This window comes from Akkermansia sp. NBRC 115031 (assembly GCF_030268505.1).
GTDB classification, from domain to species: domain Bacteria; phylum Verrucomicrobiota; class Verrucomicrobiia; order Verrucomicrobiales; family Akkermansiaceae; genus Akkermansia; species Akkermansia massiliensis.
This window is the reverse complement of the sequence record NZ_BSQU01000003.1, coordinates 281,862-302,862: the sequence shown is the minus strand read 5'-3', so window position 1 is coordinate 302,862 and position 21,001 is coordinate 281,862. Positions and strand designations below refer to the sequence as shown.

General features: G+C 59.5%; 9 protein-coding genes. 5 read left to right on the top strand and 4 right to left on the bottom strand.

The window, feature by feature from the left end:
* Positions 1 to 25 precede the first annotated feature (25 nt).
* Both QSJ36_RS06125 and QSJ36_RS06120 read right to left on the bottom strand, forming a co-directional pair.
* Positions 26 to 1,894, bottom strand: a complete 1,869-nt coding sequence (locus QSJ36_RS06125) for a glycosyltransferase family 9 protein (protein WP_285467683.1) — start codon at positions 1,892 to 1,894, stop codon at positions 26 to 28.
* Between the two features lie 590 nt (positions 1,895 to 2,484).
* Entirely contained in the window at positions 2,485 to 3,207 is a 723-nt protein-coding gene (locus QSJ36_RS06120; RefSeq protein WP_102729199.1) for a LamG-like jellyroll fold domain-containing protein, read from the bottom strand.
* 523 nt (positions 3,208 to 3,730) lie between these two features.
* On the opposite strand from QSJ36_RS06120, the gene ykgO reads away from it, so the two are divergent.
* From ykgO to QSJ36_RS06100, 4 genes are all read left to right on the top strand, one after another.
* Positions 3,731 to 3,895, top strand: coding sequence for a type B 50S ribosomal protein L36 (gene ykgO, locus QSJ36_RS06115; protein ID WP_065529996.1), 165 nt, complete (start codon positions 3,731 to 3,733; stop codon positions 3,893 to 3,895).
* Between the two features lie 86 nt (positions 3,896 to 3,981).
* Positions 3,982 to 5,145 carry a homoserine O-acetyltransferase gene (metX, locus tag QSJ36_RS06110; RefSeq protein WP_102729200.1) on the top strand — a complete coding sequence of 388 codons (1,164 nt, stop codon included), beginning with the start codon at positions 3,982 to 3,984 and terminating at the stop codon, positions 5,143 to 5,145.
* A gap of 279 nt (positions 5,146 to 5,424) precedes the next feature.
* Positions 5,425 to 5,736: a DUF1330 domain-containing protein gene (locus tag QSJ36_RS06105; protein ID WP_102722751.1), complete on the top strand. Its 312-nt coding sequence runs from the start codon at positions 5,425 to 5,427 to the stop codon at positions 5,734 to 5,736.
* A gap of 181 nt (positions 5,737 to 5,917) precedes the next feature.
* Positions 5,918 to 6,328, top strand: coding sequence for an OsmC family protein (locus QSJ36_RS06100; RefSeq protein ID WP_022397240.1), 411 nt, complete (start codon positions 5,918 to 5,920; stop codon positions 6,326 to 6,328).
* Between the two features lie 124 nt (positions 6,329 to 6,452).
* Here the strand turns inward: QSJ36_RS06100 and QSJ36_RS06095 are convergent, their stop codons facing one another.
* Entirely contained in the window at positions 6,453 to 15,902 is a 9,450-nt protein-coding gene (locus QSJ36_RS06095; RefSeq protein ID WP_285467674.1) for a hypothetical protein, read from the bottom strand.
* A 1,051-nt stretch (positions 15,903 to 16,953) separates the two neighbouring features.
* On the opposite strand from QSJ36_RS06095, the gene QSJ36_RS06090 reads away from it, so the two are divergent.
* Entirely contained in the window at positions 16,954 to 20,082 is a 3,129-nt protein-coding gene (locus tag QSJ36_RS06090) for an autotransporter domain-containing protein (RefSeq protein WP_285467672.1), read from the top strand.
* 124 nt (positions 20,083 to 20,206) lie between these two features.
* Here QSJ36_RS06090 and trpA read toward each other — a convergent pair whose 3' ends face one another.
* Positions 20,207 to 20,986 carry a tryptophan synthase subunit alpha gene (gene trpA / locus QSJ36_RS06085; protein ID WP_180975239.1) on the bottom strand — a complete coding sequence of 260 codons (780 nt, stop codon included), beginning with the start codon at positions 20,984 to 20,986 and terminating at the stop codon, positions 20,207 to 20,209.
* Positions 20,987 to 21,001 lie beyond the last annotated feature (15 nt).

Below are 21,001 nucleotides of genomic sequence, written 5' to 3'. Positions count from 1 at the left end.
GCTCTTTTCTTGGTAGAGAAACCCGTTAAATTTCAGAGGTTGTTATTTCCCTCAGAGCATCCAATACCTCCTGCACGGCAATATGGCGGTTGCAGGGAACATCACGGTCGCACTCCTTCAGGAAGCAGGGGGAACAGCACTGGTGGCTGTACAGGGAGCGGTTGAAGGGGCCCATGGGCCGGCAAACGTCCGGGAGGCGGGTGGAAAACAGGGTCACCACCGGAAGACCGCGGAAGGAGCAGAGGGACGGAATGTCACCATCCACAGCCACGGCCGCCACGGCGGCATCCATCACGGGGAACAAGGCTTCCGGAGTTCCCACCGCCAGCTCCACATTCAGGCGTTCCGCCAGAGCGGACGCGCGTTCCCGGTCTTCTTCCAGAGCGGCCAGTACGGGCCTGCCCGGCAGAAGGGAAACCAGCTCCGCCCATTGTTCCTCACTCCATTCACTGGCGCTGCCCAAGCTGGAGAACGGAGCCAGCAGGATGGGGGCGTTTTCCGCCGCAGCCGCCTTTTTCACCGGGAACAGGGACGGATTCCAGGCATCCAGCCCGTGCAGCCCCCCCAGTTGCAGATAAAGCTGAACCCGGTGCATGGGGGGAGCGGCGCGCAGGACGGGAGCCTTCACCCGGAATTTGTATTTCCGTGCGCCGGGATGCGTGTCCAGCCCGGAGAACATCATGGGCCCGTACGGTTCCAGCGCCTTGAGCGTTTCCATGTCCTGGTCCAGCATGACGCCCAGGTCCAGCGGACCGTCATTGTAAAATTCATCCGCGGCCAGCGCCTCCCGGAGCTGATTCAGGGAATCGTGCGGCAGAACATGGGTGATTTCCGGGACCGCCTTCCATACCCCCGCCTGCGCGGACGGGCAGATGACGTTCACCTGCATGTCGCGCCGGACGGCTTTCAGCGCACGGACCAGGGGAACGGTCACCAGGGCTTCATCCAGCGCCCTGGGAACAGCCACCAGAATGCGGTACGGCTGCAGCTCCATGTTTTCCAGAAGGCCGTCCGTTTTTTTATCCTGCGGAGCAAAGCGGTCGATGGACTTCCAGCGGTGGTGCATCCAGAACACGTCCAGAACGGACTTGCGGATCAACGTTTCCAGGCTCCGGTTCACTTCAATGGTGTCCCCCGCCAGGGAACCGTCCGAGTTGGAAAAATCCACCACGTTCCCCATGTCCGCTATCCAGTGTCCGGGAGAATCCGTGCGTACTGCGATGGCTATGGCTACCATATCCGCTCCCGTCCTCTTCCGCAGCAAAGCGGGCAACGGCGTCGTGCCGGTCACCTTGCCGAAGAAGGGGACATACACCCCCTCCCAGACGAACTGGTCGCTCAGCACACCCAGGGCGCCGCCCTCCTTGACCATCTTCATGGGAGCCTTGATGCCGCCTTCCTTGGAAAACATCCGCGTGCCCCGCTCCGTGCGCCGCTTGTATACGTATTCCTCCATCAGCGGGTTGTCAAACTGGCGGTACATGGACCCGTAACGTTCCACTTCTGGAAAGAACACGCGTATCCTCGCCAGCGCCTCCCAGTTGCCGGAATGGGCTATGGCGCATACCTGCCCGCGCCTTTCCGCCGCAGGAGCGGCAAATTCTTCATGCCCCGCGATGGTGACGCATTTTTTCAACTGCTCATCCGTCAGGGTGGCCGTCTTCGCGGAGCACAGGAAATTGGCTATCGTCCTTTTGAAATTTTCCCTGCTCAATTTTTGCAGTTCCCTGCCGCGCAGGGCCGGATCCAGCACAATGCGCAGGTTTCTTTCCACAATTTTCCGGCGTTGCGGCAGCAAGTACCACGCCACGCCGCCCGCCACGCGCCCCAGGCGGTAAAGCGTTTTCATGCCCACGAGCTTCAGCAGCCCTTCCATGATCAGGAATCCTTTCATTCCCAGCTGATGGGCAAATGCAGGGCGGGAAGGAGAGGATGAAGGGGAGCTCGTCATAAGAAAACCGGAGAACATTTTATACGAATCCCTTCCGGTCCACAAACCCTTTATTCTCCCGCATGCGGCTTCCCTCCCGCGTTCCGGCGGCCTGCCGTCCCGGGAAGCCCCGTTCCATGCCTCCTTCCCACGGCGGAAAAGAACCGCTGCCGGAACGGAAACTGCACCGCCCTCCCGCCCCGTTCCAGATTTCACCATGAACTGTTACTCCCCCAAATGCAGGGAAAAGCTTCCGGAAGGCTGCAACTGCCGCAAGCTGCAGCACGGGGCCATACAGGGACCCGGACCGCAGCAGATCATGGAAAAGATGTATCCCGTCCGGACAGCGGATACCGTTTACATGACATCTGCACGTCCGAAGGAAGGGCCGGGAAAAACAGAAACTCACCAGTACATGGCGGCCCAGAGCCGCCATTGGAAAAAGAAGAGCCGTCTTTCTGCAACAGTTCCGTGAAACAATAAAAAAGCGGACATTCCCACCGGAAATGTCCGCCCTGCTGCCTGCCGTTTGAAATGTATTTTTTCCGCCTCTCTCACTTCCGGCGGCGCACCAGCAGCGCCATCAGTCCCAGAACGCTCAAGGAGGCGGCCGCTGGTTCGGGAACCATGTTCCACGCCTCCTTGATTTCCTGTCCCGTCAATGCGGTACCATAAGCCTTGAAATCCGCGATGCTGAAGGAATGTTCATCCGTCGTGCCTCCGCCGACGGTCACGGTTCCGTTCTGGCCGCCGTTGAGCCCCGCGAACAACTGGGGGGTATCCACGATGTTTTCCCCGTTCAGGAAAATCTGGAAATCCGTTTTCCGGGTGGTGGTATCCGTACTGAGGGACATGGAGAGGTTGAACCATCCTCCGTCAATGACGTCCTGCCCAATGGTGAAGGTCTGGCCCGCTTCTCCCGTTCTCCTGGAAGTAAACGTGCCGTCCCCGTTGTAAACAAGCTGGAGGCCGCGGAGAGAACCCGTCTCTCCAAAGCTGTAAATAGTGGCGGCAGACCCCAGGGAGGACAAATCCAGCCACATGCCCACCGTCTGCGTAGAAATGTTGCGGTCCCCGCCCGTCACCGTCGCCCAGTCCGTATAGGAAGCCGCTGAATTGACCGGGGAGGAAATGCTCCATCCTTCCAGATTGATGCCGCTTCCCGTCATGAATTGTTCCGAGGGAGTGCCGGAAGAAAATTCCCAGGCGGCGGCAGTTGCGGCGCAGGCGGAACCAATGCCGGCAGCCAGCATGATGGTTAAGAATGTCTTTTTCATTATCTTAAACAGAGTTGATCGTCAGTTGGTTGAAGGGAATATCCAGAACCTTCCCTTCCATGCAAAACCAATACCGGATTTGTAATCCGGTATTGATTCTACAGTCGGGAAAAGCTGTCCTTCGCGAAACTCCGGCATCGTGGGTACGAACCTTAATTGATATTACCCAGCTCCTTTCCCCAGCCAGGCGGTATGCGGCAACGGTTATTGAACGGAAGCTTCCGCTGCGCTACAGAACGGGTTTCAACCACGAAAGGCGGGAGCCTTCCGCTCCCAGGCGACGGAGCCGCAAAATCACCGGGCACCGGCAAGCGAAATTTGCCCAAACCTTTTTTCTTTCAATTTTGTAGGCTTGACTTCGGATTACAAATCCGTCCATGCGTACTATCTTCTCTTCCGCAAGCCGCAGAAGCAGTTCGTCCGGAACTGCAATTTTACTTTTGGTAAAGAAATGACTTTACAATTCTTAACCAAACGGTATATTCCGTCTCCCGAACCGAACACCAAACCGGAGTTACACACCATGAAAGTTCTTTCTTCCTTAGCCTCTATGAAGCGCCGCCACGCAGACTGCCAAATCGTGAAGCGCAAGGGCACGCTGTATGTGATTTGCAAGAGCAATCCCAAGTTTAAAGCCCGCCAGGGCGCCACGGCAGGTACGCGTCTTTCCAAGAAGGGCGTCAAGTAAACCCTGGCCCAACACAGATTTCAAGAAGACCGCCGCCCGCCGGGTGCCGGTCTTTTTTTGCTGACAAAGCCCCTTCCCGCACATCCATGCAGCTTCCCACCGTCCAAACCAGATTTCTGGACCTGCCCGGCTCCTTTTCCCTGCGGAACGGCGCCGTGCTGGACAAGGTGCGCGTGGCCTACGAGCAGTACGGCGCCCTGACGCCGGAGAAGGACAACGTAATCCTGCTGTTCCACGCTCTTTCCGGCAGCCAGCACGCCTACGGTTACAATCCGGAAGTTCCGGGCACCGGGTCCCTCTGGAAGCCGGAAAACCACGAGGGCTGGTGGAACAGCATCATCGGCCCCGGCAAGCCGCTGGATACGGACCGCTTCTGCATCATCTGCGCCAATTACCTGGGGGGCTGCTACGGCACCACCGGACCGGCCAGCCCATCCCCTACGGACGGCCTGCCCTACGGCTCCCGTTTCCCGCATGTGGAGGCGGCGGACCAGGCGCGCCTCCAGGCTCTTCTGCTGGACAGCCTGGGAATAGAACGCATCCATCTGGCAGGACCGTCCGTAGGCGGCCTGATCGCCCTCAGCTTCGCGTGCCAGTTCCCGGAACGGGTCCGGAGCTTCATTTCCATCGGCTCCGGCTACCGGGCTTCCATTGAACACCGTTTGTCCCTGTTTGAACAAATCCTGGCCATCGAGCTTGATCCGGATTTCCGCGGGGGCGACTATTACCAGGGACCGGCCCCCAAAAAGGGGCTGGCGTTCGCGCGCATCATCGGCCACAAGTCGTTCGTATACCAGGAAGGCCTGGAACAGCGCGCCAGAAAGGAAGTGGGGGGCAAGTCCGGACTGCTCACATGGATGACGCCCACCCGCAGCACACAGAGCTACATGCTGCACCAGGGGACCAAGTTTGCGGAACGCTTTGACGCGAACGCCTACATCCGCATTGCGGACATGTGGGCGGAGTTCGACATCCGCGACCACGCTCCGGACGGAACGTTTAAAACCGCTCTGGAAGGCTTCCGCCGCGCAGGAATTCCCTCGCTCGTCTTTTCCATTGATACGGATTGCTGCTTCCGCCCGGCGGAACAGCAGGATTTTGTGGCGCAGCTGGAATCCGCGCGCATTCCCGTGGAGTTCCATACCATCGTTTCCACAAAAGGGCACGATTCCTTCCTGCTGGAGCCGGAGCTTTACGCGGAACCCATCCGGCGCATTCTGGCGGAAGGGCACCCGGAACACACTCCGTAAGCTTTTCCGTTCAAGCCGGGGAAACCTCCCTCCCCATCCGTTCTCCTGATAACCGCATCCCCGGAAACAAGGGCCCCTGCCCTTGTAAAGCGATTCCCACAAACAAGGAGGCGCCACGGGTCCGGGCAAGCCCGGAAGACGGATTGACAGCAAAGCCCTCCGGCTTTAGTCTCCCTGTCAAGGCACCGGACGCTTCCGGCGAATCATGAAAACTGCGAATTCCCCACGGAGCATTTCATGGCAGCCGCACAGGGGCCGGCCACCAGGGAAAGGAAGGATATGAGCTATTATTTTATCGTAACGGTTTCTTTAAGCTCCGATGCAGACACTCCATACGATTCCTACATCCGGGAAGTGAAGCCCATTGTTGAAAAACACGGCGGCGAATACCTGGTCAGGACCAATGAGGTCATTCCGCTGAGCTCCGGGTGGAAGCCGGACCGCGTGATCGTCATCCGTTTTCCCTCCAGGGAAAGCCTGGAACGCTGCTTTTCTTCGGAAGAATACCGGCAGATCAAGTCACTGCGTGAAGATTCCGTTGACAGCCACGCCATCATCGTGAAAGGAACGGATGGTGATGAAGCTCGGTGAAGGGCTGCATCAGATCAGGATTGATTTCCTGGCAAGCACAGGAGAACGGGGATAAGGGGGGGCTTTGCCGCGCATGCCGGAATGGACCGGCACCCCTGCAAATCGGATTTCCGCGACGGCCCAACTAAAAAAATAACCAAATTCAGGTGAACTCGATCCAGGGTTCCGCTGTCACACTCCTATGACTGATACTCATTACACCTCCGAGACGGAGAACGTCGGGCAATTCCGCTGTGAAACCACCTACATTCCCTCCAACATCACTTTTGCCACGGACCTGCCCGCCTCTTTTGAAGGCCGCGCGGAGTTTCCCTCCCCCGGCGTGATGCTCGGTTCCACGCTCGCCTCCTGCATGATGAGCCTGGTTTCCGTGGTCGCGGCCAGAAAGGGCGTGGACCTGAAAGGCATGCGCGTTCTGGCGCGCGCGGTGGAATCCTCCAAGGGGATTGAAAAGATTGAGCTGAAGGCCGTAATGCCCCTGGAAAGCAGCCATCCCCTCCGTTCCATGCTGGAAAAAACGGCCATGAGCTGCCCGGTCCGCCAGGCGCTGAGGCCGGACATGGAAACGCCCGTTGAATGGGAATGGAAGTAAGCCGCCCATGAGAGGGCGGAAATCACTCTTCACGTTATCCTATAAAGAAATCCCGCCCATTCACGAAGAAGGCCGCTGCGGATTATTCCGCAGCGGCCTTCTGATTAACTGACGTTTTCTTCCTTTAGAAGTTGTAGCGGTAGCCGATGCTTCCGTTGATGGAGCTGGAACCGCTGCGGATGTCCGCATTGCCGTCCACGAAGATGACGCCCTGGGTGCCTACGGGGACGCTCAACCCCACACCGGCCTGGAAGGCCGTGCTTCCCACCTTGGCGCCGTACACCGGACGCGTGTAGGAGGGGTCCGCCAGGAAGCCCACATTGGCCTGCCCGCGGCGGTCGCCCATGTCCTGGGAGACGTTCACCCGGATTTCACCCAGCGCTTCACGCCCGAAGACGTTGGAGCCCATGAGGCCGGAGAGTCTGGCGCCCACGGCGACTGCGGCCGTGGTCAGTTCCTGGTCCTCCACCCTCAGCCCGGCATTTCCGGCGGAGCCGCTTTCACTGTAGCCGTCCATGCGCGTCGTCACGATGGAGGCGTTGAACAGGGGCTGGAGAATCACGCTCTTGTCTTCATTGAGGGCGATGTCGTACGCCAGCTCGTACATGGCGCCGAAGCCGGACCCGGTGGTACTGCCGTGGGCCTGGTAGGAGCCCGAGCCGTAATCCACCGTGCGCGTGAGTTTGGCATCATTCCAGCCGCCCGTCAGGATAAGCAGGTGGGACCATTTACGGGACTGGTACCGGGCGAACAGGTTGACGTAGTAGCTGTCCAGGTCACCGTCCGCGGTATCCGCCGCATTCGCCGTGAGGCTTCCGTAGTTGGCCGTGAAGGCCGCGCCAGCGGTGAAGTTGTCGTTGATGTCCACGTCCATGCCTACCGTTCCGCCCCAGGTGGTGAGCTCATAGCCGCTTTCATCCCCCTTGGTGTCCAGCTTGGCATAAGACCCGGTGCCCTGCATCCACATGTGGAAGTACGGCATGTCCTCATGGACGTACGCGGGGTTCACGCCCATCTGCGCCACGCGGTTGCGGATCCAGCCCATCTGGTCGCGCAGGGAGTCACGCTGGGCGATGCCCAGGCTGGTGACCGTGCTGCCCGCGGCGGCGGCCAGCTTGCGGGCCGCGCCGGAGTAGTCGCCCGCGTTCTGGGAGAGCAGAACGGAGGTGTAGAAGTCGCGCAGGGTGGTGCCTTCCTCCATATGGTAGCGGGAGTTCCACAGCAGGTCCGCCCCGGTGGCCGCGTTCCGCGTCAGGGAGGAGTCACGGAAGATGTTTTCCGTGCGCGCCGTGCCGGTGAGGATGATGGCCGTCATGCTGTCATTCGTGGTCAGAGACAGGTTTTCATACAGGGAGCTGAGGATCATGTCCTGGAGGGTGACGTTGTCGCCCAGGGATACCAGCGCGCCGTCCGTCGTCTTGAACAGTTCCATGTTCAGCGTTTCCGTGCTCCCCGTCACCAGGGTGTCCAGGTTGGTCATGACCAGCGTCACTTCTCCCGTTCCGTCGCCCAGCGTAATGTTTCCGCTGGAGGTGACGAAGGGGTTCCCCAGGCCATCCACCGTGGTGGAGGACGTGGTGATGGTAACCGTGCTGTTCCCCGTCACGCTCAAGCCGTCCGTGCCAAGAGTCAACTGGGTCTTGGGAGCGTCCGCACTGCCGATGTTGAGCGTGCCTCCGTTCACTGTAATGCCCTTGTAGGCAGCCTGGGCGGGATTACCGCCTTCCGCAGCCGCGCCGGCCAGGGTCAGCGCGCCGCCGTCGCTCACGTTCAGGTTGTAGCCGGCATTGCCCGCACCCTTGATGGTCTGCACGCTGCCGTTGCCGGATTTGACGTTGAGCGTTCCGGATGCGCCGTCCAGCGTACCGGTGAAGGTATGGGAGGCGGAGGAGTCCACCGTCATTTCCGCGCCGCTCAGCTTCAGGGCGCCCCCGCCCGTCAGGCCGGAGACCGTATTCACGGAGCCGGCCGCGGTGGAAAGCGCGGAACCTTCCCGGATGTCCAGCAGAACGCCGTCCAGGGAGGAGCCGTTGCCCAGCGTCAGGGAGGAGTCCGTTCCCATTCCTCCGAGGGTCAGCGTGCCGTCACCGGAGATGGTCACATCAGTCACATGGCTGCCGGCCTGCTGGCCGGTGAGGACCAGCTGGGCGCCGCGGCCCAGGTCCAGGGTTCCTCCACCCGTGCCGGAGGCCAGGTTTTCCACCGTCGTCACGCGGGAGGCGCCGTCATTCCTGCCGCCCAGCGTGATGTCTCCCCCGGCGAGCTCCAGCGTAGTGAGGCTGTTGCCCGTACCGTTCAGGACAATGTTCCCTTCCGTGGAGCTCAGCATGGAGTCATTTCCGGTGAAGCTGCCTTCCACGGTGAGGGTTTCCGCTCCTTTCTTGATAAAGTCCACATGGTCCCCGCTGATGGTGCCGCCGTAGCTGTTGCCTCCGGCGTCCACGTTCTGGATCAGGTCCACCACGGCATGGTTGGCGGCAGCGTCCGCCGCCGTATTCGTCACCACCAGAGCGCCATTGCTGCCGATCAGGTTGCTGACTTTCAGGCCGTCTCCGTTCCGGGAGGCTTCAGGAGCACCGTTCAGGCTTACATTGAGCGTGGTTCCGTTGATGCCCACGGCCTTGTAGGGATCCAGGGCGGCGTAGTCGCTGATGTTGGGGTTGTCCGAGTTGGGCGTGGTGTCCACGAGGTAGACGAGGTCCGTATTGCCGCTGACCATCAGCGTTCCGTCCGCGCCCAGGACTTCCGTCACGGCATAACCGAGGGAGGCCAGAAGCGGGGAGAAGGCTATCTGCTTGTAGTTGTCCACGGTCAGCGTTCCCGTCGTCAGCACCAGCCCTACGCCGTCGGCGGAATCCCGGTTGGCGGAGAGCAGGTCCAGGACGCCCTGGTTGCTGAGGTTGATGGTCGTGTTGGCGGCGGAGAGCGTCAGGCTGTCCGCATCAATGACGCCCTGCCCGGTTGTTCCGCCCGCGGTAAGGCTGCCGGAATCCAGTTTCAGCGTCACCGTCTTTCCCGTCATGTCCAGGCCGCCGGAGATGCCGGTGAGCCGGGAGTAGTCTTCCATGACGATGGAACCGACCATGGAGCCGGACAGACCGCCCAGATTGATGGTGTTCAGGGCGCCCTGCGTTCCGGCGGAAGCGGCCACTTCCACGTTTCCGGTGGTTTTAGCTCCCGCGTTTGCCAGGCTTCCCTTCGTGATCAGGATGGCGTTGGCCGCATTCTGGGAGGCCAGGTCAAGAATCCCGTTGTTGACGGTGACCCGCCCGGACCCCAGGGAGTCGGCCCCCGCGAGGGTGACGGTGCCCGTTCCGGAGAGCGTAGTGGAACCGGTGAACCCGGTGTTGCCGGCCGCCAGCGTTATATTCCCCGTGGTGTCGACGACCAGGGAACCGGCTCCGGAGAGGGCCCCGGCCCAGGCGCTCCCGTCACCCAGCCGCGCCGTAGCGCCGCCCGCAATGGAGAGGGTGCCCAGGAAGGTGTTCGCTCCGGTGAGCTCCAGCGTTCCGGCGTTTACGGATACCGTGCTGCCGGCCGTGCCGCTGATGACGCCGCCGTAGGAGAAGTCGCGGGCAAAGGCCAGCGTGGAGTTGTTCTGGATGTCAATGCTGTCCCCCAGCTTGGTCACATTGGCGGAGTTCACCGTAACTGTGCCGCGGTGCACCTTGAGCTGTCCGTCCAGATTGACGCCGCCCGTGAGGGTGATGTTGCCCCCGCCCTGGGTGAAGAACGCCGTTCCGCTCAGATCGCCGCTGAGGGTGAAGTCCTTGGTGGCGAATATCTGGTTGCCCGTAAAGATGATGTCATTGGCAAAGGCGCCCCCGGCCGTGCCGTTCCATTCCGCACGGACATTGGAGTCCGCCAGGTTCACGGTGCCGTCTGCTCCCATGGTCACGTTGTTCAATTGGAAGTAACCGGATGTCACGGACAGGGTTCCCTGGAATGCCGTGCTCATGTTCAGGACATTGGCTCCGTAGCTGGTTCCCAGGCCCACGGAAATGGTGCCGGTGCCGGAGGCATCCAGGTTCAGCGCCGTGTTGTCATTGGCGCCGCTGACCGTCAGCATGGAGCCGGCGGCCAGTTCCACGGTTTTTCCGTTGGCCAGGGCCTTGGCGGCGGTAGCCGTCACATTTTCACCCAGGATCAGGGAGCCGTCCGTCCACGTCATGTTGTCTGCGGTGAACGCCGTGGCAAAGGCGCCGGACGCCAGATTGAGGCTCCCGCCCTGAAGGTTGATCATGCCCATGCCCGGCTGGACGTCAGCCGTAGCCAGCGTGAGCGTGCCGCCCGTAATGGTGACAGCCCCGGAACCGAGGGAGTTGGCCACCTGGGCCACCAGCTCGCCCTGCTGGAGGGAGATGGCTCCCGCCCAGCCCGTATTGTCCAGGTTCAGGGTAAGCTTGCCTTCGCCGCGCTTGGTCAGCGTGCCCTGCGCAATTTTTCCGGTGCCGTCTGAGGCGAATACATAGTCGCTGCCCGCGGCGTTGTTCACCGTGATGGAGGCCGGATTCACCGCGCCGGACAGGGTGACGGTTCCCGCTCCGGAGCTGTTGAAGACCAGGTTCTGGCCGGCGGCCGTATCCGCAGAGCCGTCAATGCCCCACTGGGCTCCCGTGTTCGTGTCGCTCCAGGTCATGCCTTCCGTTCCCTGCCAGATCCAAACGTCCCCGGCGGAAGTCACCACCAACTTGAGGGTGGCGCCCGTCTGTTCGAGCGTGTAAATCAGCGTTTCGTCTCCGGTATAGCCGGCCCAGTTGAAGATGGCGCTGGCGGCATCAAGTCCGCTGGCAGCAGAAATCAGGGTGTATTCCCCGGCTTCCGTAATGCCTTCAAGGCCATTCAGGGTGAGGTTGAACGTACCGGCCCCGAAGGCCCCACCCACGCCGATGGAAGAGCTTATATCCAGGGTCAGCGTGGAACTGGCCGCCAGATTCAGGGCCCCGGCGGTCGTCATCCGCGTATTGGCCGCCATGGTGATGTTCCCCAGGGACGTGGCCCCTGCGGCAGTAAGGGCAACGGTTCCACCCTGGATGTTCGTCAGCCCCGTGTAGCTGACCGTTCCGCCCAGCGTCAGGGTTTCATCGCTGACCTTGGTCAGGGAGAGGACTCCGGTGGTGTCATAGGAGATGGTGGTGGCTCCGTAGGCGATGGCAACGCCGTGGTCCGTGATGGTGCCGTTATACGTGCCGGAACCCACCGTCAGCGTACGCGCTCCCCCCACGGCGCCCACCTGGGAGTTGGCCGTGCCGTCCAGGGAGGCGATTTCAATATCCCCCAGCACGCGCATGAAGGCGAATCCCGTGGTATCCGTGCCGGACGTGAGGGTGACCCCGCCCTGCGCCATGGAGGTGCGCATGTCAAGCCCCGTGCTGTACCCGTTGGCGGCGTTCATGGTGATCATGCCGGTAAATCCGGAGGCGTCACCGCCGATGATGAGCTTGCCGTTGGAGTTGTACCTGCCGTCGCCCCCTCCGCGGCTGTAGGTCAGGGAGCCTGCGCCTGTAAGCGTTCCGGTGAAGCCCATTTCCTTGGCCCAGTTGTCCCGGCCCACCAGGGTGGCCGCCCCGTTGACGGTAACGGTTCCCGTAAAGTTATGCTGGTAATTGGTGGCGTTTGCCTGGGAGGCGTCCACCCATTTCAGGGAGACCGCGTCAGATGCGGCCGTGCCCAGAATCAGATCGGAACCGATGGTGTGGTGGGCGCTGTTGCCCGCAATGATCAGGGACGTGCCGTTCTGCAGGGTGACGGAGGAACCGGCGCTGCCCCAATTGATGGCAGTGGAGCCGCCCCCTATCTGGACGTTGCCTTCCTGCACGATCAGGTGGCCGGAGTTGGCCCCCGTCAATTTCAGCAGCCCCGTACCGGTTTTCCGGACGGAGCCGGCTCCCGTGATGTTATTGCCGAAGGTAAGGTCTGAAGGCGTTACCAGATTAATGAATGAGTTGGTATCCGCGGCAAGGGAGAACGCCGGGTTGGTCACGGTTCCCAGATTCACCGTGACCGTCGCGCCGTTGGCCGCTCCCAGGGAGGAACCCGCGCCCCAGGTGATGCCCGTGGCCGGCAGGTCCGTATCATACCCGAACGCCAGAACGCCCTGGTTCACGGCTACGGTGGTTCCCGTACCGAGGATGGAAGCGGAGCCCAGCACCAGGGTTCCCGTGCCTTCCTTGGTAACGGCGGTATTGGCAATTACTCCGGTTCCCGCCAGCTCATAGCGGGTGGTGGTGTTGCGGACCAGCATGGAGCCGGGGGAAACCTCGGAATCAAGCTGCACCGCGGAGGTGGCGACTCCGGCCTGGTCTGCAAAGGAAACCGCCAGGCCGTCCGCATACGTGGCGGGCGTGCCGCCGTCCGTCCAGATGTTTTCCGCGCTCCAGACCCCGTTTTCACCGCCCGCCCACAGCAGGAGGGTTTCCGCCGTGTAAACCAGGTCCCTGCCATTGTTGGAAAGGGTGATGGTTCCCGCCACGCCGTCCGCAAAGACGGCCTTGATGGAAGAGATGTTGGTCAGTCCGGTGGTGGAGAGCACGGACATGCCGTCCGTCAAGGCGCCAAACCCGGTAAGGTCCAGATTCAATTCCCCTTCCGCGGAAAGGGCGAACGTGCCATTCACGTTGATTCCCGTTCCGGCGCCTCCCGCCAGGGCCAGCGTGCTGGAGCCGTCCACGTTCAGGTTCCCCGTAAAGAAGGAGTTCTGGAACATGGTCACAATGTCGAAGCCGGTAATGACCGTATTGGAGAAGGAGATGGCCTGGTCCGCCGTATTGCCGTAACCGCCCAGAAGCAGGGAGGAGGTGCCCCCTACCGTGCCTTCCGACACATTCAGCGTGCTGCCCGCTCGGAACACGGCTTTTTTAACGGTGAGGGTGGCGTTCCCGTTCACGGCGGACCTTGCTCCGCCGCCGCCCGCATAAAGGGCTCCCGTATAGGCGCCGCCATCCAGCGTCAGGTTGGAATTGCCTCTGACCGTGGAAGTTCCGGCAGTGCCGTAGCCGCCGCCGTAAATGGCCCCGGTAAAGACGGCGTCACTGGCGGCGGTGATGCTGACGTTGGAGTCCCCGTTGATCGTATATGTTCCGGAGCTGCCCGAGTAGGAACCGCCCACGATGCTCTTGACGAAGGTGCCGGAGGCAGTCCCCAGGTCAATCGTCACATTGGTGCTTCCGGTGATGGCGGCGCTGGAAGTGGAGTTGGCTTCATAGGCGCTGCCGCCGATGATGAAGCCCCTGGCTACGGAATTGAGCGAGACGGTTTCATCCGTCACGCTCTGCATGCTGCGCACCACGACAAAGGTGCTGCCGTCAATGTTGTTGGTGGAGTTGTGGGCCGCGGTGCCGCCGCCTATCACGCTCCCCTTGACCACGGCATTTCCGTCCACGGACACGTAAACGTTCCCCGTAATGCCGGCAGCCTGGCCGTCCTTGTAGTTGCCGCCCACCACCCAGTTGACGGAGGTATCCCCCTGAATCTGGGTATGGACGTCACCCGTGATGTTCCACTTGCCGGTGCCGCTCCAGTTGTTGGCGTAACTGCCGCCGATGATCAGGCCGTAATTGCCCCCCAGCACATCCGTCCAGATGCCGGTAGTGATCTCCGTGGCCGTTGCATTGGTTGCAGTGTTGTAATAGCCGCCTGCCAGGGTCACTCCCGTCAGGTCACCCGTTCCGGTCACGACGTTCACGGAGCCGAAGCCCTCCTGCATGGACGCGGCGCGAATGTTGTACAGGGCCAGCGTCTGCTGGTCCGCCAGTGTTCCGGCGCCGGAGGTGGGGGCGTTTTCCAGCCTCCAGGCGGAATCCCATGCGGTATCATACGCGCCGGATCCCGTGAAGGTAATAACCGTTTTCCCGTCAACGGTGGTGATGGTGTACAGGGACTCGTCAATATCCGCCAGCGTGAACCCCGTCCCCAGGTCAACGCCCAGGTTGTAGGAGGTATTCACCAGGGCTTCGGAACCGAACAGGTCCTGGAATTCCTGGAAACCGGAAAAATCAATCAGGCCAGAAGTCAGCGTCACGTTCTGAAGCACGCTGCCCACATTGTCCATGGAGGTGTAGTACAGGCGTCCGCCGTCCACCGTTACATTGCCCGTAATGGTTCCGGAACCGTTGGCGAGGATGCCCATCGTTTCCCCCACTGTGAAGGCGTCCTGGAAATTCATGGTGCCCGCGGAGGCGGAGATGGTTCCATTCCCCGTCAGTCCCGTCACATTCATGGTTCCATTGCCTGCATCCAGCCTGCCTCCCGCAAGCGCGGCGCTGATGGAGCCCGCCTTGGAGAGTACGGCGCCGGAATTGACGGTGTAGGTGCCTGTAAGCGCTACGTTCTCGGACAGATGCACCCAGCCTGACTGGGCTACAAAGTTGCCTGCCCCGGTGATGGAGTTGTCAATGACGTCCGCCGCTTCTCCCGCCGTACCGTAATAAGTGAGGTACTGGCTGCCGGAGGAAGTAGTTACGGCGGCGGTGCCGAGGGAACCGGAAGCGTTGATGCCCAGGGAAGTGGAGTTGCGGGTGATGGCGATGGTCCCGCCGATCTGGTTTTCCGTGCCGGTCAGGGTGTAATAAGTGTACTCGCTATCGGTCCCGCTGATGGAAAAGCCGGAGGCGGCCGTAAGCACGCCCGTGAATTTGATGTTCTTGCCGTACTGGGTAGTGAGGTTCACTCCGGTGCCGAACGTGGCTGCCCCGGAGAAGGTAAAGCCGTCCCCATTGATGGAAGTGGCGTCATAGTTATAATATCCGGAAACGGCGGGGCCGTCCTGCACGGTGAGCGTTGTGCCGTCCCCCATGACCAGCTTCTGGGACCAGTTGACATTGCCGGAAAACAGGGAAAGCGTTCCGCTGCTGATTTTAAGAGTGGCATCCGCGGAGGCGGCGGGGGTCAGCGCCGCGCTCTTGTCGGAATTGCCCAGGGTGAACGTGCCGCCCCCCGTGTAATCAACCGTCACGGTGCCGCCGAAGCTGCCGCCGTAGGAAGAAGAGTCCCCCGTGATGGTCAGTGTGGTTCCCTCCCCGGTAATCAGGGCCGCGGTGTTGTTGTGCACCAGTTTGCTGATGGAGGTATTCACGCCCGCTTTCAGGACGGAGGCCCCGGTCGCATAACCATAGCCGCCCAGCTTGATGGTGGCGTTCTGGGCCGCCAGCGCGTGATTGAGGTTCAGGATGTTGTTCTGCGTTCCCCCTGTCGTGTTGGAATAGAGGGAAATAATGCCGTTGAAGGTGCCCGCCCCGTTCAGGGTGAGGGTGGAGAGGGCCGTTCCTCCGTTGGCGACGCGATTCACTGTCAGCACGGCTTCCGGGGCGTCTCCGTTCAGGTTCGTGATCGTAGCGTTGCCCGCCCCGGCAAAATTCAAGGTGGTGGAAGCCGTAACGGTGCCCACGTCATAAGTGGAGCTGCCTCCCGCCGCTACGTTAACCTGTGTCCCGTTAAAAGCGACATCCGCAGCATAAGCCTGTGATACTGTTATTAAAAGACCAGAAACTCCTGCAAAGGTGGCAGTTCCAAGCGTTACCCCGGAGAAGGAGGTTATCAGGGCGGCCAGCAGATTCAAGGGAAGGTGCAATTTCATGTAACGTTTGACAATTAATGGGTTATTCAATCATAAAAGAACCTTTCCCACAACACGGCAAGGGAAATATGATTGTGAATATAAATAAGGAATTCGCAATCCGCTGTCAAAGGAAAAGAATCACCTGCAACGGTTTTCTAACAGAAAGGAATTATCCCCGTTAAACAGATTTTCCCGGTTTTCTATGAAGGGATTATCTTTGAAACAGATAATCCCTTGATTGTTAAATATTATTCAATGATGAAATTTTGAATGATATGTAAATAAAGAGACGGCGGATTGCGAATTCGCATTTGCTCTTTTCATGACAGGACAAAATAAAAATATGCCTCACAACAAGTTATGAAAATCGCACTTTGGAGATTGAGGAAGAATGACTAAATATGCCTCTGGTCCATTTTCCCAAAATTTTCCACTCCCGCAGCATGGTGAAGCGTTTGCACAGGACTCCGGGGCACGTCTCCGCATGGTCGGGCAATGGAACCGGCATCCATTTGAAACACAGGAAGAGTGAACGGATCCGGAAGAGAAACGGACTTCCAAGACCGGGACCCCTTGTTCCCGGGAGAACGGCCATCAGATAGCTTGGAGGACTCCATGGCTTGAACGCGTTTTCCCGGCTTTTATCAATCAATCTCCTCCAAGCACAACAGAGGAATTCCATCTGTTTATTCCTTCCGGGGTCCTTGATTATTTTCTCCTTTTCCGGCCATGTGACGGATTTCTAATCCGATGTCAATCCTACTACAATGATAGGGAATTATTTTAAGACAAATTCCTCTTCTGAAATAGAGCGCTGAGCGAAACCCCTTCATCTTTCAGAACCCCATGCTTCATTCTTTTCTTTTTTGCCGAGGTAAATTTCTTAATGCCCCAAAATACTTAATCACATAGAAATACATAGTTTTCCAACAATCAATCCTGTTACCCGATATTTCTCAAATGGTACCTGCTTGAGTTTCTTCCTGCGGCTGAAGAAAAATACGGATTAGAAATCCGCTATTTAGTTCTGCTCTTTGCCATAAGGCTATATTTATTCTTATTATTGATCATGAAACCCATCCTTCCTTTGTTGCTGCGCCGCAGCCTCCTGGCCTCTCTGCTGGTTCCCATTATTTCCCTGTCCTTCTCCGCCTCCGCGGCGGACTTCATGGTAGACGCATCTCAATATTCCGATCCAGACAATAACATATACTCCACCCTGGAGGAACTGGTCTCCTCCGTCGCCCTAGTTGCCGGGGATACGGTGATTCTGAACAACGATGACGCCTCCCTGACTACCGGTCTAACCGTTCCTGTCAACTTCCGCTCCGCTGATCCGGCTGCACTCTGTGCCGTAGACTTATCCGGCCTGGGTAAGAATCCCTTGTACGACCTGGGAGCGGGAGAGTACACGCTGGAGATGGACTCCGTCATCTGGAGCAATGGCGCCGCAGGAGTGATACGCACAGCAGATGATAACGTATCTCTGGAAATCACCGGAGAGGTTCAATTTCTCAATAACCATGTTGATAATTCAAACAATAGTGCTTACGGAGGAGCTATTGATATGGAAGGAGACCATGCAACGCTGACCCTGGGGAACAACGCTGCCTTCTCCGGGAATTATGCTTTCTCCTCCTCCAACTACTCCTCTTCCTCCTCCTCTGGCGGAGCGATTGCTATGAGTGGAGATGATACAACGGTGACTCTGGAGGACAACGCTACCTTCTCCGGGAATTATACTTTCTCCGACTCCACCTCCCACTTATCCAACTACCCCTCCACCTCCTTTGGCGGAGCAATTTACATGGAGGGAGACCATGCAACGCTGACCCTGGGGAGCAACGCGACCTTCTCCGGGAATTATACTTTCTCCAAGTCCGGCACCTACTCCACCGCCTCCACCGCCACCTCCTCTGGCGGAGCGATTTATATGCGTGGAGACCATGCAATGCTGACGCTGGGGGACAACGCTACCTTCTCCGGGAATTATGCTTACTCAGACTCCTCCTCCAACTACTCCTCCAACTACTCCAACTCCTCTGGCGGAGCGATTCATATGGAGGGAGACCATGCAACGCTGACCCTGGGAAACAATGTTACCTTCTCCGGGAATTATGCTTCCTCAGACTCCTACTCCATCTCCACCTCCTCTGGCGGAGCGATTTATATGCAGGGAGTTAACTTTTTCCTCACGATCCGTAACGGCGCCATCTTCACCAATAACTATTCCTCTACCTACGGTGGAGCCATTTACCTGCAAGGGATCACTACCGACAATTCCAGCCGCTTTCTGGCATTCACGCATGACGTGCTCTTCAGCGGCAACATAACCGGGGGAACGTTCACTCAACACAATGACGGCTCCTTCTCCGTGGTAAACGGCGTTGCCAACGCCATTCATGTAGACGGAACCAACCATCTCCAGCTGGCCGCCGCCCAAGGAAAGGAGGTTCGCTTTAATGATCCGATCACCAGTGCGGCTTATTTTAGTTCTACGGAAAACGTCACCCTCTCTCTCAACCAGTACACGGATGACGACGGCATCTCCCACGCTACGGACGGCACTGTCATCTTCAGCGGGGAACTCTACCAGGGGGATGACGCCCACCTCGTGGCCAGCCGCTACAGCGATTTCAAGGGCCAAACCACCCTCTACGGCGGTTTCCTCATCCTGGAACACAATGTCGTCTTCGGCAATGCCGGCCTGCGGGACGATACCTCCATGACTCTGGAACACGGCACTCTGGAAATCACCGGGGGCAGCGTCATCAATGCCGCCTCCTTCTCCATCACCAACAATGACGTCGTCCTGCGCCCCGGAACCAGCGCCTTCATCAATGCCAAAAACGTGGATCTTTCCCGCGGCTTCGTCTTTGACATGCAGAAGCAGGCGCAGGAAGCCGCCTCCCTGGCAAACGCCACCGGACTTTCCATCTCCGCCACCGGTTCCTTCATCCTGGGCGGATCCATAGGCATCATGGACACGGGCACTACCGCGGACTACTTCTATGCAGACAATTCCTGGGCGCAGCAGCGCGCCTTCATTGTCCTGACGGATGCCAACCAGACCCACACGGATGACTTCTCCGGCGCCCATTCTCTGGCTACCGGGTCCGACCGGGTGGACAGCCCCTATGCCTACACGGGCTCCTGGAGCCACCAGTGGGTGGATGCGGATGGTGACGGCTTCCCGGAACAACTCCAACTGGTCTGGACTCCCGCCGAGGACTCCGCCATCCGGGACATCCTTCCGGAACTGGCAGGTACCCTGGCCATGAACTCCATGTGGTCCAGCGCCGCCAACGCGCTTGGGATGTCCCGGGCCGCCTTGGGCAACCTGGATGCCCAGCGCTTCATCACCGGGCCGGAAAACAACTACTGGGTCAAGGGCATGGGGGATTTCCTCAACCACGCCTCCGAGGGAGTACGGGACGGATTTGACTACCACGGCGGCGGCTATTCCGTGGGAGCGGACAGGAGAATCACTTCCCACGCTATCCTGGGCCTGGGCTTCGGAGACCTGTACGGCAAGATGCGCGGGCGCAGCTTTGCGGGAGATATTGACCAGCAGACGCGCATCGGCATGCTCTACGGCGGCTGGCACAAGGTTCTCAACAGGAAGAATACGTTGCTGGTGACGGGAACGGCAGGCTATGGCTGGACGGACAACAAGATGAATTCCTTCCACACGGGCGGCCGGTCCCACGGCAAGTGGACCAATGAAACCCTGTTTGGAACATTCACCGGGAAGTGGAGCCGCCGGGTAAACGAGACCGTTGCAATGGAGGTCATGCTGGGGCTGGAGTATACGGACGTGACGCAGGAGGCGTTTACGGAAACGGGCTGGGACGCGAGGCGCTTTGAAAAGGGGCGCCTGAAGAACCTGAGCGTACCGGTGGGAGTGGGCTTGACGCACCGCAGTGAGCTGAAAGACCGGGAATGGATCAACAGCGCGATGGTGAGCTACGTGCCGGACGTGTACCGCAGGAACCCAAGTGCGCAGGCGGAGCGGCTGCTCAACGGGTACCGCTGGGAAGCGGAAGGAACGTCTCCTGACCGGAACGGGGTGAGAGTGAACGTGAACAGCGCCCTGCAGTTGAACGCGCGCTGGAGGATGTATGCAGGGTACGAGTTTGAGGGAAGGAGCAAGGCCACGGCGCACCGGTTTAACGCCGGCGTCAGTTATGCCTATTGACAGAGCCTGATTGCAGGCGCCGGAAAACCGTCAAAATTACTTTATCTTTGACGGGCGGCCAGCAGCAAAGAGGCTGTGCAGTTATTCTGCACAGCCTCTTTTTAACGTTAACAGAAATGTTATTTTATTTTCCGGTCCATTTGCCCAGGAATTCCGCCGCATCCTTCCCTTCCGCAATGTGCCTGAGCAGGGCGCTGCCGAGGACGGCGGCGTCCGGACGGGCGTCTTCCGGCAGGGCGTCAAGCTGGTCCGGCGTCTGGAGGCCGAAGCCCAGCGCCAGCGGCACGTCAAATACGGCCCGGGCGCGGCGCATGGTTTCCGTGACGCTCTGCGTCAGGTCCACCTTTCCACCCGTGGTCCCCAGCACGGAAACCACGTAAACGAAGCCGGAGGTATGGGGCTTGTATTCCCGCATTCGTTCCACGGAGGTGTTGGGAGCCACCAGCGTGACGAGCGTCAGTCCGTGGGGGTCAAAGGCATCCCTGAAGATGCCGGATTCTTCCAGCGGCATGTCCGGAACGATGAAGCCGCTGACTCCGGCTTCCGCCGCATCCAGGGCAAGCCGTTCCAGCCCGTACTGGTAAAAGGGGTTCACATACCCCATCAGCGCCAGTTTGGCGAAAAAGCGGCCCTTGCGGGCTTTCAGACCGTCCAGAATCCATTTCAGGCTTACGCCGCGGGCCAGCGCGTCCCGTGAGGCCTGTTCAATGAGAGGACCGTCCGCAACGGGGTCCGAGAAGGGAACGCCTATTTCAATGATGTCCGCCCCTGCTCCGTCAATCCGCTCCAGATGGGTCCAGAAGGATTCCTTGTCAGGAAATCCGGCGGTGATGAAGGGGATGACGGCGCGCCTGCCGAGGGCATGGGCGCGCTCCACGGCTTCCTGCAACGGTGATTTCTGCATGTTGTTCATGGAAAG